At 60.9% G+C, this 17,398-nt stretch carries 18 protein-coding genes; 16 read left to right on the forward strand and 2 right to left on the reverse strand.

The window, feature by feature from the left end:
- Positions 1-72: 72 nt before the first annotated feature.
- The 12 genes from WA904_RS11400 to nagZ all read left to right on the forward strand — a co-directional run bounded on the left by WA904_RS11400 (position 73) and on the right by nagZ (position 12,080).
- Positions 73-678 carry a sigma-E factor negative regulatory protein gene (locus WA904_RS11400; RefSeq protein ID WP_425197238.1) on the forward strand — a complete coding sequence of 202 codons (606 nt, stop codon included), beginning with the start codon at positions 73-75 and terminating at the stop codon, positions 676-678.
- Positions 679-714: 36 nt separating this feature from the next.
- On the forward strand, positions 715-1,734 hold the full coding sequence (locus WA904_RS11405; protein ID WP_425197239.1) for a MucB/RseB C-terminal domain-containing protein: 1,020 nt from the start codon (positions 715-717) through the stop codon (positions 1,732-1,734).
- A 136-nt stretch (positions 1,735-1,870) separates the two neighbouring features.
- Positions 1,871-3,322 carry a DegQ family serine endoprotease gene (locus tag WA904_RS11410; RefSeq protein ID WP_425197240.1) on the forward strand — a complete coding sequence of 484 codons (1,452 nt, stop codon included), beginning with the start codon at positions 1,871-1,873 and terminating at the stop codon, positions 3,320-3,322.
- 547 nt (positions 3,323-3,869) lie between these two features.
- A complete protein-coding gene (gene lepA / locus WA904_RS11415) occupies positions 3,870-5,681 on the forward strand; it encodes a translation elongation factor 4 (RefSeq protein WP_425197241.1) in 1,812 nt (603 codons plus the stop codon).
- A complete protein-coding gene (gene lepB, locus WA904_RS11420; RefSeq protein WP_425197242.1) occupies positions 5,681-6,658 on the forward strand; it encodes a signal peptidase I in 978 nt (325 codons plus the stop codon). The genes lepA and lepB overlap by 1 nt, the downstream gene beginning before the upstream one ends.
- Positions 6,659-6,739: 81 nt before the next feature.
- Positions 6,740-7,081 carry a DUF4845 domain-containing protein gene (locus tag WA904_RS11425; protein WP_425197243.1) on the forward strand — a complete coding sequence of 114 codons (342 nt, stop codon included), beginning with the start codon at positions 6,740-6,742 and terminating at the stop codon, positions 7,079-7,081.
- A gap of 18 nt (positions 7,082-7,099) precedes the next feature.
- Positions 7,100-7,780, forward strand: coding sequence for a ribonuclease III (rnc, locus tag WA904_RS11430; protein WP_425197244.1), 681 nt, complete (start codon positions 7,100-7,102; stop codon positions 7,778-7,780).
- Positions 7,781-7,938: 158 nt separating this feature from the next.
- The gene (gene era, locus WA904_RS11435) at positions 7,939-8,868 is read left to right on the forward strand and encodes a GTPase Era (protein WP_425197281.1); all 930 of its coding nucleotides are present in this window, start codon (positions 7,939-7,941) and stop codon (positions 8,866-8,868) included.
- A gap of 141 nt (positions 8,869-9,009) precedes the next feature.
- Positions 9,010-9,759, forward strand: coding sequence for a DNA repair protein RecO (recO, locus tag WA904_RS11440; protein WP_425197245.1), 750 nt, complete (start codon positions 9,010-9,012; stop codon positions 9,757-9,759).
- Between the two features lie 16 nt (positions 9,760-9,775).
- Complete coding sequence (locus WA904_RS11445) at positions 9,776-10,582, forward strand: pyridoxine 5'-phosphate synthase (protein WP_425197246.1); 807 nt, start codon at positions 9,776-9,778, stop codon at positions 10,580-10,582.
- Complete coding sequence (gene acpS / locus WA904_RS11450; RefSeq protein ID WP_425197247.1) at positions 10,579-10,980, forward strand: holo-ACP synthase; 402 nt, start codon at positions 10,579-10,581, stop codon at positions 10,978-10,980. The genes WA904_RS11445 and acpS overlap by 4 nt, the downstream gene beginning before the upstream one ends.
- 41 nt (positions 10,981-11,021) lie before the next feature.
- Entirely contained in the window at positions 11,022-12,080 is a 1,059-nt protein-coding gene (gene nagZ / locus WA904_RS11455; RefSeq protein ID WP_425197248.1) for a beta-N-acetylhexosaminidase, read from the forward strand.
- Positions 12,081-12,153: 73 nt separating this feature from the next.
- On the opposite strand, the gene WA904_RS11460 is transcribed toward nagZ, so the two are convergent.
- Complete coding sequence (locus WA904_RS11460; RefSeq protein WP_425197249.1) at positions 12,154-12,663, reverse strand: YgjP-like metallopeptidase domain-containing protein; 510 nt, start codon at positions 12,661-12,663, stop codon at positions 12,154-12,156.
- Between the two features lie 69 nt (positions 12,664-12,732).
- Here WA904_RS11460 and WA904_RS11465 point away from each other — a divergent pair, with 69 nt between their 5' ends.
- The 4 genes from WA904_RS11465 (at position 12,733) to WA904_RS11480 (ending at position 15,734) form a co-directional block, all read left to right on the forward strand.
- On the forward strand, positions 12,733-13,953 hold the full coding sequence (locus WA904_RS11465) for a patatin-like phospholipase family protein (protein ID WP_425197250.1): 1,221 nt from the start codon (positions 12,733-12,735) through the stop codon (positions 13,951-13,953).
- Between the two features lie 346 nt (positions 13,954-14,299).
- Positions 14,300-14,731 (forward strand): hypothetical protein, encoded by a 432-nt coding sequence (locus WA904_RS11470; RefSeq protein WP_425197251.1) that lies wholly within the window; start codon positions 14,300-14,302, stop codon positions 14,729-14,731.
- A 116-nt stretch (positions 14,732-14,847) separates the two neighbouring features.
- A complete protein-coding gene (locus tag WA904_RS11475; RefSeq protein WP_425197252.1) occupies positions 14,848-15,312 on the forward strand; it encodes a GNAT family N-acetyltransferase in 465 nt (154 codons plus the stop codon).
- Positions 15,313-15,392: 80 nt separating this feature from the next.
- A complete protein-coding gene (locus WA904_RS11480) occupies positions 15,393-15,734 on the forward strand; it encodes a TfoX/Sxy family protein (RefSeq protein ID WP_425197253.1) in 342 nt (113 codons plus the stop codon).
- 85 nt (positions 15,735-15,819) lie between these two features.
- Here the strand turns inward: WA904_RS11480 and lysS are convergent, their stop codons facing one another.
- Positions 15,820-17,376, reverse strand: coding sequence for a lysine--tRNA ligase (gene lysS / locus WA904_RS11485; protein ID WP_425197254.1), 1,557 nt, complete (start codon positions 17,374-17,376; stop codon positions 15,820-15,822).
- Positions 17,377-17,398 lie beyond the last annotated feature (22 nt).

The raw sequence follows: 17,398 nt of genomic DNA on the forward strand, positions 1-17,398 counted from the left end.
ACAAGTACCACCACGCCGTTGGCAGCCCGAGCAACTGATTGAAACCGGCAGATACAAACTGCCCTGGACACCATGACATCGACAATAACGCAACATCGTGAATTGATATCTGCCCTGGCGGACGGCCAATTGGTGGGCGACGACTTCTCAAGCGCGTTGGCCGTGTGCGAGGCTGATGCACAGGCACTTGACAGCTGGAATGCCTACCATCTTGTCGGGGATATTTTGCGCTCGCCGGAATTGACGGCGCATGCGGGGGATACGGCTTTCGTCGCACGGCTACGCGCACGTTTGAGCCAGGAGCCGGCTTTTATTGAAGCGCCGGCTGCGTTGGACGTGCCGGCGTTGGCCGGCCGGGCTGTTGGCGAAGCAGCGAACGATGCCAGCTTTCCCTGGAAGCTGGTGGCGGGGTTTGCATCCATCGCTGCCGTCGCGGCGATTGCCTGGAATGCCGGAACTGGCCTTCTGTCGCCATCGAATGCGCCGCAACTGGCCCGCTCGGAGCCCTCTGCCCAGCAAATGCTGGTGGTGTCAGGGCAGGGAACCATGGTGCGCGATGCGCGGATGCAGGAGCTGCTGGCTGCCCACAAGCAGTTCGGTGGAGCATCGGCCTTGCAGGTGCCGTCCGGTTTTCTGCGAAACGCCACATTTGAATTGCCTCAAGGCGAGCGTCGTTGATGTGGCACGGCCCGCAATGACATGCTGGTTCATCCCATGAGATCCAAGCTTTTTCGCCTTCTGGCTTTGATGGGTTTTGCGCTGGCCGCTGCCAGTGGCGCAGCGGCCCAGACGCCGCCGCCAGTTGCAACAGCGGCGTCCGGCGTCCCTGCGGAGCCCAGGAACATCAACGACTGGCTGATGCGCATGCACGAGGCCTCCAGGAACCGCTCTTATGTGGGTACGTTTGTGGTGTCTTCCGGCGGCGCGATGTCCAGCGCCAGGATCTGGCATGTCTGTGATGGGACGCAGCAGCTTGAAAAAGTCGAGACATTGACCGGCGCACCGCGCACCATTTTCCGGCACAACGACAAGGTGGTGACCTTCATGCCGGATCAGAAAGTGGTGCGCGCGGAGAAACAGGAGTCGCTGGGCCTGTTTCCCCAACTGCTTAAATCCACCGATAGCCATATCGCCGACTTTTATACTGCCCGGCAAGAGGGTAGCGAGCGGGTAGCGGGTCTGGAGGCTGACATCGTCGCCTTGATTCCCCGGGATACGATGCGTTTTGGTTACCGCGTCTGGGCGGAGCAGAAGAAGGGCATGGTCATCAAGCTTCAGACCTTGGACGCAGACGGCAAGGTGCTCGAGCAGGCGGCTTTTTCAGAGCTGCAGCTGGATGCTCCGGTCAAACTCGACAAGCTGGTGCAAATGATGGCCAGAGTCGATGGCTACAGGATCGAGAAGTCGGGCCTCGTCAAAACCACAGCCAGTGCAGAAGGATGGATGCTCAAAACGCCGGTGCCCGGCTTCCAGTCCATGGGATGCCACAAACGTCCGCTGGCTGGCCGGGCCGGGAGTGATCCCATGCAATGGGTTTTTTCGGACGGGCTGGCGTCGGTGTCGATTTTTGTCGAGTCTTTTGATGCAGAGCGGCATCTCAAGGAGTCCAGGATGTCCCTGGGTGCCACGCAATCGCTGACCCGGCGGGTCGACGCTTACTGGCTGACGGTGATGGGTGAGGTGCCCATGGCCACCCTGGGCCTGTTTGCCGATGGCCTTGAACGCAAGAAATAGTGCCCCATCTCGGCAGCATTCGTATTTGCGGGTGTGGCTAGCCGGTGTCCGGCTCCCGCCACCTGCCGGGCTTCCGATGCCTGATTTGCCGTGCATTTTCCTTTCCTCTTTTTCGACATTTTTTCAAAGGCTGATGATGCGTACATTGAATTGGAAACAAGGTCGTTCTTGCCTCGCAGCGGGCATGCTGGCTCTGGGGGTCGCCCTGATGCCTGTCGCGCCGGCTGTTGCCCAGGTGAGGGGCCTGCCGGACTTCACCGAGCTGGTCGAAGCGGTAGGGCCTTCCGTTGTCAACATCCGGACGCTGGAAAAAGTCAAGGCAGGTGCAGCAGGCAGTGCCGACGAACAGATGCTGGAGTTTTTCCGGCGCTTCGGCATTCCGGTGCCGCCTAACATGCCGCGGGCGCCGCGGCCTGACGGTGGCCAGCCGGACGAAGACCAGCCGCGCGGCGTGGGCTCGGGCTTCATCCTGACGACTGACGGACTGGTCATGACCAATGCCCATGTCGTTGAAGGCGCCGACGAGGTGCTGGTGACGCTGACGGACAAGCGCGAGTTCAAGGCCAAGATCATCGGGACGGACAAGCGCACCGATGTGGCCGTGGTCAAGATTGAAGCGACAGGCTTGCCGGCTGTGAAAATCGGTGACATCACGCGCCTGAAGGTGGGTGAATGGGTGATGGCGATTGGCTCGCCTTTTGGTCTGGAGAACACCGTGACGGCCGGCATTGTGAGCGCCAAGCAGCGCGACACGGGCGACTACCTGCCTTTCATCCAGACCGACGTGGCAATCAATCCCGGCAATTCGGGCGGCCCGCTTCTCAATATGCGCGGAGAGGTCGTGGGTATCAACAGCCAGATCTACTCGCGTTCCGGCGGCTTCCAGGGCATTTCGTTTGCCATTCCGATCGACGAAGCCACGCGTGTGGCGGACCAGTTGCGCGCCAATGGGCGGGTGACGCGTGGCCGCATCGGTGTGCAGATCGACCAGGTCAGCAAGGATGTGGCGGAGTCCATCGGGCTGGGCAAACCGCAAGGTGCGCTGGTGCGCGGTGTCGAGGCCGGATCACCCGCTGAAAAAGCCGGTATTGAGGCGGGCGACATCATCACCAAATTTGAAGGCAGGGCGATCGACAGGGCGACCGACCTGCCGCGGATGGTGGGCAATGTGAAACCCGGTACCAAAACGACCATCACGGTGTTCAGGCGCGGCACCACCCGCGACCTGAATGTGACGATTGCAGAGGTTGAGGCAGAAAAACCGGTGCGCAGGGCACGAACGCCCGAGAGCAAGCCGCCGGTTGCGGGCCCGGCACAGGCGATAGGCCTGGTGGTCAGCGAACTGCCCGAGGCGCTGAAGAAGGAACTCAAGATCAAAGGCGGTGTCAAGGTGGATGCGAGCGAAGGTTCTGCAGCCCGGGCCGGGTTGCGCGAAGGTGACGTTATTCTTGCGATTGCCAATACGGAGGTCGCCAACGTCAAGGATTTTGAAGCGGTGCTCGCCCGTATCGACAAGAGCAAAGTAGTCAACGTCCTGTTCCGGCGTGGCGACATTGCGCAATATGCGCTGATCCGCCCGACACGCTGACGTTGCATGGGGCGCGCAGTGCTCCCTCGTGTCTATTGCCCTTGAAACCCTCATACCCCGCCGGGTTGGGGGGGGGTGTTTCAACTGCTGCTGCGTTGGCGCTTACAAAAAATATTTCTCAACGCCGGGTTAAATTATGTTTGTGAACACTAACATTGAATTCTGCCTAAGGACGTGTTTAGGTAGAATGGAAAGAGTATTCCGGATCATTCGGATATATCAAGCGTTCAAAAATCTGTCCTGTTGCATGAATTGGCACGATTCATTGCTGATCCACAGATCACCCACAAGTTGTCCATAGGCTCTCAGTTAAAATTGTGAATAAGTTGTGGATAAAATTCATGTTGCAGCCTTGCAACGAGAAAAATTTGGCAATTTCGAGGCTATGCGTGGTCGGCTTTTTGCCTACAATGAAGCTTCCAACTATCGCAGTTGCCATAGATTGTTGGTTCAGGGCGCGTCACAAGTGACGCGCCCTTTTTTATGGCTATCGCGAATTGACTGCGATGTCTTCGCAATACTTTCAAGCACTTAGGCGTCCCCTTTGATGAATCACATCAGAAATTTTTCGATCATTGCGCACATTGATCATGGCAAATCCACGCTGGCTGATCGCGTCATCCAGCGCTGCGGTGGGCTGCAGGATCGCGAGATGAGTGCGCAGGTTCTGGATTCCATGGATCTGGAAAAAGAGCGTGGGATAACCATCAAGGCGCAGACCGCCGCGCTCAAATACAAGGCACTCGACGGCCAGGTTTACAACCTCAATCTGATCGACACGCCCGGCCATGTGGACTTCTCCTATGAAGTGAGCCGGTCGCTGTCCGCCTGCGAGGGTGCGCTGCTCGTTGTTGATGCAAGCCAGGGTGTTGAGGCGCAGACCGTCGCCAACTGCTACACCGCGCTCGACCTTGGGGTGACGGTGGTTCCGGTGCTCAACAAAATGGACTTGCCGCAGGCCGACCCGGAAAACGCCAAGCAGGAAATTGAAGACGTGATCGGCATCGATGCGACAGACGCGATTCCCTGCAGCGCCAAGACCGGCATGGGCATCGACGAAATCCTGGAGGCGGTGATTGCCAGGATGCCGCCGCCCCAGGGCAATCCGGATGGGCCCTTGCGCGCGATGATTGTGGACAGCTGGTACGACGCTTACGTGGGCGTGGTCATGCTGGTGCGTGTGGTCGACGGCCGGCTGGCCAAGGGCGAACGCATCAAGCTGATGGCCAGCGAGGCGACCTACAACGCCGAGCAACTGGGGGTATTCACACCGCATACCGAGCCCCGCGCCTCGCTGGAGGCCGGCGAGGTGGGGTTCATCATTGCGGGCATCAAGGAGTTGCAGGCGGCCCGGGTCGGCGATACGGTCACTCTGGTCAAATCAGGTACCGGCGGTGCGGCGGCAACGGCCACAGAAGCCTTGCCCGGCTTCAAGGAAATCCAGCCCCAGGTGTTTGCCGGCCTGTACCCGACGGAAGCCAGCGAATACGACTCGCTGCGCGACGCGCTGGAAAAACTCAAGCTCAACGACGCCTCCCTGCATTACGAACCGGAAGTCAGCCAGGCACTGGGCTTTGGCTTCCGCTGCGGCTTTCTGGGCTTGCTGCACATGGAGATCGTCCAGCAGCGGCTCGAGCGTGAGTTCGACCAGGACTTGATCACCACCGCGCCCAGCGTGGTCTACGAAGTGCTCCAGGCCGACGGTACGGTCATCAAGGTTGAAAACCCGTCGAAGATCCCCGACGCCGGGAGGGTCACCGAGATCCGCGAGCCGATCGTGACCGTGCATCTTTATATGCCGCAGGATTATGTGGGCGCCGTCATGACGCTGGCCAACCTCAAGCGCGGCATCCAGCTCAACATGGCCTACCACGGCAAACAGGTCATGCTGACCTATGAAATGCCGCTGGGCGAGATCGTGCTGGACTTCTTCGACAAGCTCAAGTCCGTCTCCCGCGGTTATGCCTCCATGGACTATGAGTTCAAGGAATTCAGGGCGTCCGACGTGGTCAAGGTGGACATCCTGCTCAACGGCGAGAAGGTCGATGCGCTGTCCATCATCGTCCACCGCAGCCAGTCGGCCTACCGCGGCCGGGCGGTGGTGGCCAAAATGCGCGAGATCATTTCCCGCCAGCAATTCGACGTGGCGATCCAGGCCGCCATCGGGGCCAACATTATTGCGCGTGAGACAATCAAGGCGCTGCGCAAGAACGTGATTGCCAAGTGTTACGGTGGCGACATTTCACGCAAGAAAAAGCTTCTTGAAAAACAAAAAGCGGGTAAAAAACGCATGAAACAAATCGGTTCGGTCGAAGTTCCCCAGGAAGCCTTCCTGGCCATCCTGCAGGTAGAAGAATAATGCTGGGGTTCATGAGTACGCTCACCGCGCTGGTGCTGATGCTGTTCGTTGGTTACGGCGGCGCCTGGTATCTGGGTATGGTGGAAGGCAACTTTTCCCTGCTGCTTTTCCTTGCGACCGTGGTGACCGGCCTTTACTGGCTGGCCGAGAAGTTTTACTTCTGGCCCCAACGCCGCAAGGCGGCTGAAATCATCGCGCAGGAGGCGGCCCGACGCCGCAGCGAACTGGCTGCCAGGGGCATCAGCCAGGTTGACGGCAATATCGAGGAAGCCCGGGCCCGGGTCATCATGCAGCCCTGGTGGCTGGACTGGACCGCCGGGCTTTTCCCGGTCATTGTGGTGGTGTTTCTGCTGCGGTCTTTCCTGTTTGAACCGTTCAAAATCCCCTCGGGCTCCATGATCCCGACCATGCTGGTGGGCGACCTGATTCTGGTCAACAAATTCCACTATGGCGTGCGGTTACCGGTCATCAACCTCAAGGTCATCAACAACAACAGTCCCCAGCGCGGCGATGTGATGGTGTTCCGCTACCCGCCCCAGCCCAGCCTGGACTACATCAAGCGGGTGGTGGGCGTACCCGGCGACGAAGTGGCCTACCTGAACAAAAAGCTCAGCATCAATGGCAAGCCCGTGCCCAAGGTGGCATTGCCTGATTTCTTTGACGAAGATGCCCTGCGTTATGCAAAACAGTTTCAGGAAACCAGTAACAACAAGTCCTACCGGATACTCAATGACGAAGACCGGCCGGCCTTCATTGCCGGTGCGGCCGACTTCCCCTATCGGCAAAATTGCCGTTACAGTAGCGAGGGCGTGGTTTGCAAGGTGCCGGAGGGGCACTATTTCATGATGGGTGATAACCGCGACAACTCGCTGGACTCGCGTTATTGGGGTTTTGTGCCGGAAGCCAATATCGTCGGCAAAGCCTTTTTTGTCTGGATGAATTTTGGTAACCTTAAACGCATTGGCAAGGTTGACTGAGGGGGGAGCCGGACTGGCCGTGTCGGCATGACAGGGGCAGAACGGACGGGTGCAATTAACTAACAACAGCTGGGGAACCACATGAAAAATCGGCAACGCGGTATTTCTTTCATCGGCATCCTGTTCGTGGGTGGGGTGCTGGCTTTCGCCGGCGTGATTGCGGCCCAGGTGTTCCCCACGCTGGTTGAGTTCCAGGCCATCACCAAGGCGGCCAACAAGGCCGCGGAAGGCAGCACGGTGGCCGAGGTGCGAACGATATTCGATAAAGCTGCGCAAATCGACGACATCAAATCGATCAGTGGCAAAGACCTCGAAGTCGGAAAAAACGGAGACAAGGTCACCGTCAGTTTCGCCTACAACCGGGAAATTCATATTGGTGGACCAGCCTACCTGCTGCTCAAATACACGGGCCGATCCAAGTAAGTGCGTGCAAGTTCCCTTTTGAGCCCCGACCTGCAGGCGTTGCAAACGCGTCTGGAGCATGAGTTTTCCAACCCCCGCCTGCTGCAGCAGGCCTTGACCCACCGCAGTTTTTCGGCCGATCACAACGAGCGTGTCGAATTTCTGGGTGATTCCGTTCTGAACCTCGCAGTAGCTGGCCTGCTCTACGAGCGGTTGAGCGAGTTACCCGAGGGTGATTTGTCGCGGGTGCGTGCCAACCTGGTCAAGCAGGACACCCTGCACAAGCTGGCGGTCCAGCTCGGCCTGCCGCAACTCATCCGACTGGGTGAAGGCGAGGCCAAGTCGGGCGGCCAGAAGCGCCCGTCCATCCTGGCTGATGCGCTGGAGGCGGTGATAGGCGCTGTTTACCTCGACGCCGGTTTCGACCACGCCGACCGGCTGGTGCGCCGGTTGTTCCAGGACGTCGAAATCAACCCGCACATGCAGGCCATTGGCAAGGACCCGAAGACCGAGTTGCAGGAATGGCTGCAGGGCCGCAAAATGAACCTGCCTATTTACCGTGTGGTTGGCACGCTGGGCGCCGCGCACCAGCAGACCTTTGACGTGGAGTGCGAAATCAGCGAATACGGGCGGGCCGAGCGCGGCATTGGCGGCTCCCGGCGCGCCGGTGAGCAGGCTGCAGCGGCGGCCATGCTGGCCTACGTAAAAACGCTCGATTGAATTGAAACCGGCGCTGCAAGCGCAGCCGCCCACAGGCGACCACCATGACTTCCGCAAAAAAGACCCCCAAGAAACCGGCACGTCCGGCCGCACCTGCCGCCGGCGCAGCCAGGGCTGCAGAGGCGACCGTGCCCGCGCAGGATACAGCGCTGGAGGCCATGCTGGCCAAGGCCATGACCTCGCAGGCCAACAACGCGCCGCCAGCCGAAGGCCAGCGCTGCGGGCTGATCGCTATTGTCGGCAAGCCCAATGTCGGAAAATCGACCCTGCTCAATGCCTTGGTGGGGCAAAAAATAAGCATCACCTCGCGCAAGGCCCAAACCACCCGGCACCGCATCACCGGCATGCGCACCATCGGTCCCACCCAATATGTGTTTGTTGACACGCCAGGTTTCCAGACCCGGCATGGCAACGCGCTGAACCGTTCGCTCAACAAAACGGTGGTTGGCACCGTCAACGACGTGGACCTGATCGTGTTCGTGGTCGAGGCCGGCCAGTTCAACCAGGCCGACGCCAAGGTGCTGTCACTGCTGCCGGCGAACACGCCGGCCATCCTGCTGGCCAACAAGTTCGACCTGATCCACCGCCGCGCCGAGATTGCCCCCTGGCTCAAGGAGATGCAGGAGCGCCACAATTTTGCCGAGTTTGTACCCATGTCGGCCAACAACGCCAAGGATGTCGAGCGCCTTTTCGGCATCTGCGAAAAATACCTGCCCGAACAGCCCTGGATGTATGGCGCCGAAGAGCTGACGGACCGCAGCGAGCGTTTCATGGCGGCCGAGATCATCCGCGAGAAGCTGTTTCGCCTGACCGGCGACGAGCTGCCCTACACCTCGACCGTGATCATCGACAAGTTCGAGCAGGAGGGCGAATTGCGCCGGATCGCCGCCACCATCGTCGTCGAGCGCGACGGCCACAAGGGTATGATCATTGGCGAGAAGGGAGAAAAACTCAAGCGCATCGGCACGGAGGCGCGGCACGAGCTGGAGGCACTGACCGGCGGCAAGGTGTTCCTGGAGATCTGGGTCAAGGTGCGGTCTGGCTGGGCCGACGATGAGGCTCGGGTCAAGACATTCGGGTATGAGTGATGTGGCCCCCACGGTCGCTCACTGCGTGTAGCTCCCTGCCCCCCGAGGGGGCCGCTGCGCCTGCGGGCCGGCGGAGCCGGACCCGCGGCCCCTGCTTGATTTTGGGTCCCGTGTGTGGTGTTGGCCTGAGCTGAGCAGTACGTGGCGACAAAGCGCATTTCAGACGAGCCCGCCTACGTCCTGCACCGCTACGACTGGAGCGAGTCCAGCCTGATCCTGGAAGTGTTCACCCGCAGCTATGGCCGCATCGCGCTGGTGGCGCGTGGGGCCAAGAAGCCGAGCTCGAACTTCCGGCCTATTTTGCTGCCGCTGCAGCCCCTGCACATCGCCTTTGGCGGTGACGCCGAGATCCGCATGTTGCGCAGCGCCGAGTGGCAGGGCGGCCACGTCATGCCCACCGGTGATGCCCTGCTGTCGGGCTATTACCTCAATGAGTTGCTGATGCGCCTGCTTGCGCGCGACGACCCGCACCCCGTGTTGTTCGACGCCTATGCCGCCACGGTGCAGTTGCTGGCGAGCCAGAACATTGACACGCTGGAGGTGGCTTTACGGGCGTTCGAGTTGCGCCTGCTGCAGGGCATCGGCCTGCTGCCCACGCTGGACGCCCAGACGGTCACCCTGGCCCCGCTGGAGCCGCAGACCCGCTACGTGCTGGTGGCCGAAGCCGGCTTGCGCGAAGCGCATGACGACGATCGCGCCAGTCTGCCGGGCCGGCAGTGGCTGGACCTGCAGGACACGCTCAGGGACGATGCCCCATTTACCGACACCGTGCAGGCCTGCATCAACCACCTGCCTGAACTCAAAACCCAGCTGCGCGCGCTGCTGCACTACCATTGCGATGTGAAGGTTCTCAAAACCCGGCAGATGATGATTGATCTGCAAGCCTTGTAATGGATCCATTTTCATCATGACACCCGCACACGCCCCGGCTCCCGTCCACAAAACCGCCCTGTCGGTCAACGTCAACAAGGTCGCCTTGCTGCGCAACACCCGTCACCTCGGCATTCCCGATGTGTTGCGCGCCGCGCAGCTGTGCCTGGAGGCCGGCGCCCAGGGCATTACCGTGCATCCGCGGCCGGACGAGCGGCATATCCGCAGCGATGACGTGTACGAGCTGGCCGCGCTGATGAAGGACTGGCCCGACCGCGAATTCAATGTCGAGGGCAATCCGCTGCAGAACCTGCTGGAGTTTGTGCGCAACCTGTCGGCGCGCGGCCTGCCGCTGCACCAGTGCACCTTTGTGCCCGACAGCGAAGACCAGTTCACCAGCGACCATGGCTGGAGCTTTCCCCAAGATGCAGCGCGCCTGAAGCCGCTGATTGAAGAAGCTCACAGACGCGGTGTGCGTGTCAGCCTGTTCATGGACCCGCTGCCCGAGGCCATGGCTGCAGCCCAGGCCGTGGGCGCCGACCGGGTGGAGTTCTACACCGAGACTTATGCCCGCGCCTGGGGTACCGCCGAAAAAAACAAGGCTTTGGAGCCGTTTGTCCTTGCCGGGCGGGCGGCAGCAGCTATCAAATTAGGAGTAAATGCCGGCCACGACCTGAACCGCGACAACCTGTCCGAGTTCCTGCATGTGGTGCCCGGCGTGCTGGAAGTGTCGATTGGCCACGCATTGATTGCCGACGCACTGGAGCTGGGCTACAGCGCCACAGTCAAGGACTATCTGCGCTGCATTGACCAGGCTTTCGCACCGGGATACCAGCCCGAATGATTTATGGCATAGGCACCGACATTTGCGACGTGCGCCGGGTTCGCGCCAGTTTTGAGCGCCATGGCGAGCGTTTTGCGCAGAAGATCCTCAGCGACGCCGAGTTTGCTACCTGGCAAGCCCGCAGTGCCCGCTGGCCCGAGCGCGGCCTGCGCTACCTGGCCACACGGTTTTCCGCCAAGGAAGCGTTCAGCAAGGCCATCGGCCTGGGCATGCGTTTACCCATGACCTGGCGCCACTGCGAAATCACCAAGGCCGCCAGCGGCAAACCGGAAATCGTGTTGCACGGTGCGCTCAAGGAGTGGTTTGAGGCAAAGGGCCTCACCGCCCACGTCACCGTGACCGACGAAACCGACTATGCCGCCAGCTTTGTGGTGGTCGAGCACAACCCTTCCCCTTGAACCCGGCGCCAGCCGAACCCTTTTACAGAGACAGAGCATCCATGAGCCAACACGCCCCCCTGATCATCGACATTGCCGGCCAGACCCTGAGCAAGACCGACAAACGCCGCCTGCAGCATCCTTTGACGGGCGGCATCATCCTGTTTGCCCGCAACTGGGAAAACCGCGCGCAACTCACCGCGCTGTGCCGCGACATCAAGAAAGTGCGTGCCGACCTGCTGATCTGCGTCGACCATGAAGGCGGGCGCGTGCAGCGCTTCAAGACCGACGGCTTCACCCATCTGCCGCCCATGCGCACGTTGGGCGAGCTGTGGCTGAAAGACGCCATGGCTGCCACCAACGCGGCCACCGCCTGCGGCTACGTGCTGGGGGCCGAGCTGCGCGCCTGCGGCGTTGATTTCAGTTTCACCCCGGTGCTGGACCTGAACTACGGTGAAAGCAGTGTGATTGGCGACCGGGCTTTTGCGCGCGACCCGCGCGTCGTGGCCCTGCTGGCCAAAAGCCTGATGCACGGCCTGCTGCAAAGCGGCATGGCCAACTGCGGCAAACATTTTCCCGGCCACGGCTTTGTCAAAGCCGATTCGCACACTGATATCCCCGTCGACAGGCGCAGCCTCAAGGCCATCCTGGCCGACGACGCGGCACCTTACGAATGGCTCAACACCACGCTGACCAGCGTGATGCCCGCGCACGTGATCTACCCCAAGGTCGATGCACGCCCCGCGGGTTTTTCCGAGAAGTGGCTGACCTACATCCTTCGCGGCCAACTTGGTTTTGGCGGCGCCATTTTCAGCGACGACCTGAGCATGGCCGGTGCGCGCCTGATTGACGGCAAACAGGTCAGCTACACCGAGGCGGCCGTCACCGCACTCAATGCCGGCTGCGACATGGTGCTGCTGTGCAACCAGTCGATCGATGACGGCAAAGCGGTTGACGAATTACTCGACGGTATGACCCAGGCCCAGCTCAGGCAGCAGTGGGAAGCGCTGGAAGCCAGCGAGGAACGCCGGCGCGACTTGCTGCCTGCCACACCCGCGATTGCCTGGGACGATCTGATGCTGCACCCGGCTTACATGCACGCCCTCGGCCTGGTGCCTTGAGTATGTTTTAAGGTCCTGGCCCTTGTGTGACGGGCGCAAGCTGCTATCAATTAAATAACAAGTCGCGGCTGCATCACCGGCTCACGGTCCACGGCGCTTCGCCGCCGGCAGCCATGTGGGTCAGGTACAGGCGCAGGTCCAGTTCGAACTGGTGGTAATCCGGCTCCATGTAGGTGCAGAGCTGGTAAAACGCCTTGTCGTGCGCCTTTTCCTTCAGGTGCGCCAGCTCGTGCACCGTGATCATGCGCAGGAACTCGATGGGCACCTCCTTGAACAGGCTGGCCACCCGAATCTCGCGCTTGGACTTCAGCTTGCTGCCCTGCACACGTGACACCGTGGTGTGCGTGCCCAGCGCATGGGCAATCACCTGCAGCTTGCTGTCAAACGCCACCTTGCTCAGTGCGTCAGCATTGCGCAGAAAGCTGTTCTTGATGTCCATCACGTAGTCATACAGCGCCTTGTCGGTGCGTATGTCGTGCGCGCTGCGGTATTTTTTCAGCAGCATCGCGCCCAGGCGGTCCTGGGTGACCAGTTCACGCACCTGGCTCTGCAGGGTATCGGGGTAACCCGTCAGGTAGTTCATGGTGGTGGGTGGGGGTGAGCGATGCACCGTTCATTTTAGTTCCTGCCTGTTTCTTGCTAAGCTCAACACATGAACCTGCCCGCTGCACCTGAGTCTGCCATTCCGCCAGACGCCCCCACGCCGCCGCGCATCAACCTGGCGCTGCAGGGCGGCGGTTCGCACGGGGCTTTCACCTGGGGCGTGCTGGATGCCCTGCTGGACGACGGCCGGTTGGACCTCGAAGGCCTCAGCGGCACCAGCGCCGGCGCCATGAACGCGGTAGCGCTGGCCCACGGTTTTGCCCAGTCCCAGGGCAAACCCCGCGCCGCGCGGCAGGACGCGGCGCGCCAGGCGCTGGACAGCTTCTGGAACGGCATTGTCGATCTCGGGGCGCTGTCGTCCTCGCTCTCGCACTCGGTAAGCAAGATGCAGCAGGCGCCTTTCGGCATCCTGTTCGGCTTGATGGGCGGCGGCAACTGGTCCAGCAAGCTGTGGACTGATGCCATGACACGCTACTGGTCCAACGCACTCTCGCCCTACCAGCGCAACCCTTTTGATATCAACCCGCTCAAGGATTTTCTGGAAAAGCAGGTTGATTTTGACCGCCTGGCCGCCGCCGCCGGCCCCGACGTACCCAAGGTGTTTGTGGTGGCCACGCGTGTCAGCAGCGGCAAGGCTGAAGTGTTTTCCGGCAAGCGGCTCACGGCCAGCGCCGTCATGGCCTCGGCTTGTCTGCCCATGGTGTTTCAGGCCGTGGAAATTGACGGCGACCACTTCTGGGACGGCGGCTATTCCGGCAACCCGGCGATTCACCCGCTGATCTACCGCTGCCAGAGCCGCGACATTGTGCTGGTGCAGATCAACCCCATCCAGCGCAACGAGCTGCCCAAAAAACCCGGCGAGATCATGGACCGCATGACCGAGATCACCTTCAACGCCGCGCTGATTGCCGAAATGCGTGCGATCGATTTCGTCAAGCGCCTGCTGGCCGAAGGCAAGCTCGACGCATCGCACTACAAGGACGTGCTGATGCATCGCATCGACGGTGGCCTGGCGCTCGAAAAATTCACCGCCGCCAGCAAGTCATCCACAGACAAGGGCCTGATCCATTCGCTGCGCGATCTGGGCATCGTCTGCGGCAAAGAGTGGCTGGCCAAACGCTTCGACGCCCTCGGTGTCAAAAGCACAGTCAACATCGCACGCGACTATCTGGATGATCTGCGCATGCCGGTGGAGAAGGCAGATCCTGCGCAGATCGAGCCGCCGCCCGAGCCACCGCCAACTTTCTTGCCGGGGGCCGGGTTGCTGTAGTGTGCCGCCCAGGCCGCAACTGCTGTAAATTTGATGGCATTCGGTGGAGGCTCAAGTCAGATGGCGGTTCATGGTGCTGGAGGCAACCGAAACCGTTACCGTCATTGCGTTCGAAGACCAAAGGCGCATCGCCACGAATGAACCAACAATCAAGGGCACGCATGCCGTTTAGCAAGTCGGCTCACGCGGACGTGCAGCAGCAGGTTGCCCATCGCGCCGAACGTGCTAGGTGCCGGTGGCCTCTAAGGTCAGCTCGCGCGGGGGAGCATTTAGCCGATTCCTTGCCCGAGCGGGCCTCAGCTGGTATAAAACCTCTGGCAACGTCGCCAAGCCCGAGGGGTCTCCCATGAAAAAAGCAGTGGTAGTCGCATTGGTCGCACTCACATCGAGCGTGTTCGCACAGCAACCGACGAGTTTAGGCGCGTTGCTGGATTTGGGGGCGCAAAAGCTCTCGTCTGCTGAAGTCCAGTCTCTGGGTGACCTGCGCATCGTGCGCAAGGCTCCGGACGCCCACGCCTACATGACCATGCGTGCCGATGGCACGGTTGTGGGAGTAGTCCACAACAAGCAAGGTTACGGCTCGAGCGAAGCGGTAGGCGTGTGGCGCGTGGGGCCTGACGGTCGGCGGTGCGTCGAGGTCCAGCTGCCGGCGTTCAGGATGGAGATGAACCAATGCGGCTACACGTACCGCCTGGGGAAAGACATCTTCTTTGCACCGTCTGATACGGATCGAACCGTCGCGGTCAATCATTACGCCGAGAACGCTTTTCTCGAGTAGTGCCAATCAGGGTGCAAGCTAACAAGGCGGTCAACGCGGATGCACAAGTTCGTCCGCGTGCGTTGTGCGCTTCTGGTCTTGTGCGTCGGTTACCTCTACGTTAAACCGCATTGGACGTGCAACCGACAATCCGCGACGCCGAGGAGGGAGATCTCACGGGTGTTCTGGCGCTCTACCAGGAGCTACGGCCCGCTGATCCTGTGCTGTCTCCAGCTGTCGCCCGCGAGGTATTTACGACGCTCCTGGGCAGGAGTGGCCTGCATTTGATGGTTTGCGAAATTGAGGACAGGCTTGTCGCAACCTGCATGTTGGTGGTCGTGCCAAATCTGGCGAATGGGGCTCGCCCGTTTGGCTTGATAGAGCACGTGGTCACGCTGTCCAGCCATCAAAAGCGGGGTTACGCGCGACTCGTTCTGGAGCGTGCACTGGCGCAAGCCTGGGTGAAGGGGTGCTACAAGGTCATGCTCTTGTCTGGCGCGCAACGCGCAGACGCACATAGACTCTACGAGTCCGTTGGCTTCGTGGGTGATATCGAACGCGGTTTCGTCGCCAAACCGATCAAAGCGGTAGCAAATCGCTAGAGTGCAGGAGAGAGGATAAAGTGCCAAGCCAAAGTCGGCGTGGCCTCGGCGCCCAGCTTAACCATTAAGGCATCCAGATCATGGCATTCGATTCCACTCTGGCAGAGCGGGTTCGCAAAACCCTCGGCACACGAGCCGGCATCTCCGAACGCAGGATGTTCGGAGGTCTGGCCTTTCTTGTGGATGGCAAGATGTTCATTGGCATCCGGAACTCAAGCCTGATGGCCCGGGTTGGCCCTGAACATCACCAGGACGCGCTCGCCATGCCAGGCGTGCGGGTGATGGACTTCACTGGCAGGCCCATAAAGGGCTACGTCTATATCGATCCGCCGGCTATTGCCGACGACTCGCAACTGACGGCTTGGGTCGCCTGGTGTGTCCAGTATGTCGCCGGGCTGCCTGCGAAGGGCACGAAACTATGACTCGGGCTCGTTTTCGTCTGCCTCTTCGTCGATAGATGCATGGTTCCTTTATGGGGACTCGGCCCCAAGGACAGGCCCCCCCGCCTCAAGCCTCGTGCCGCAGCGCCGGGAACAGAATGACGTCGCGGATGCTGGCGCTGTCGGTCAGCAGCATCATGAAGCGGTCGATGCCGATGCCGCAGCCGCCGGTGGGAGGCATGCCGTACTCAAGGGCGCGCACGTAGTCGGCGTCGTAGTGCATGGCTTCCTCGTCGCCGCCGTCCTTGGCATCTGACTGGGCGAGAAAACGCGCGGCCTGGTCTTCGGCGTCGTTGAGCTCGCTGAAGCCGTTGCCGAACTCTCGGCCGGTGATGTAAAGCTCAAAGCGTTCGGTCACTTCCGGGCGCGCGTCGTTGGCGCGGGCCAGGGGTGAGATCTCGGTCGGGTGCTCCATGATGAAGGTGGGCTGCCAGAGCTTTTCTTCCACCATCTCTTCAAAATAGGTGACCTGCAGGCTAGGCAGCGAACGCGCGTCCAGCCTGTCTTTGGCGCTGAACTTGCCGAGCTTCTTCAGCGCGTTGAGCAGCCAGGCCGCATCGTCGACATGAACGCCGGCGTCAGTGTGCTTGAGGATGGCTTCGCGGATGGTCAGGCGCTCAAACGGCTGGCTCAGGTCCACTGTCTGGCCCTGGTAGGTCAACACGGTGCCACCGGTGACCTGCTGTGCCACATGGCGGATCAGGTCTTCGGTGAAGGTCATCAGGTCCAGGTAGTTCCACCACGCGGCGTAGAACTCCATCATCGTGAACTCGGGGTTGTGCCGCACGCTGATGCCTTCGTTGCGAAAGCTCCGGTTGATCTCGAACACGCGTTCGAAGCCGCCGACGATGAGGCGCTTCAAATACAGTTCGGGCGCGATGCGCAAGAACATCTGCTGGTCGAGTGCGTTGTGATGCGTCACAAAAGGCTTGGCGTTGGCACCGCCCGGAATCGGGTGCAGCATGGGCGTTTCAACTTCGAGGAAGTCGTTGGCGACCATGAAGTTGCGCATGCTGGAGACCGCCTTGCTGCGGTTGGCAAAACGCTGGCGTGCCGCGGCGTCGGTGATCAGGTCAACATAACGCTGGCGGTACTTGACCTCCTGGTCGGCCACGCCATGGAACTTGTCGGGCAGCGGACGCAGGCTTTTGGTGACCAGGCGCAGGCTGGTGGCGTGAATAGACAGCTCGCCGGTTTTGGTGCGGAACAGGGTGCCGCTGGCGGCCACGATGTCGCCCAGGTCCCAGTGCTTGAACGCGGCGTGCACTTCTTCGCCCACGCCTTCGTTGTTGATGTAGAGCTGGATGCGTCCGCCCGAGGGGCCGAAGGAGGTGTCCTGCAGGGTGGCAAAGCTGGCCTTGCCCATCACGCGCTTGAGCATCATGCGGCCGGCCACATTGACTTTCAGGGCCAGCGGTTCGAGTTCTTCATTGGTCTTGTCGCCGTGGGCGGCGAACAGCTCTGCCGCGTGGTGCGAGGGCTTGATGTCGTTGGGAAACGTGACCCCGCGCCCTTCAGCCTGCTGCTGGCGCAGGGCCTTGAGCTTGTCGCGGCGCTCGGCCATGAGCTGGTTCTCGTCATGCGCAGGCGCAGCGATGGGGGGAGTAGGGGATTGGTTGGACATGTGGGAGCAGGTTTTCGAAAAA

Source organism: Polaromonas sp., assembly GCF_049790275.1.
Taxonomy (GTDB): domain Bacteria; phylum Pseudomonadota; class Gammaproteobacteria; order Burkholderiales; family Burkholderiaceae_C; genus Polaromonas.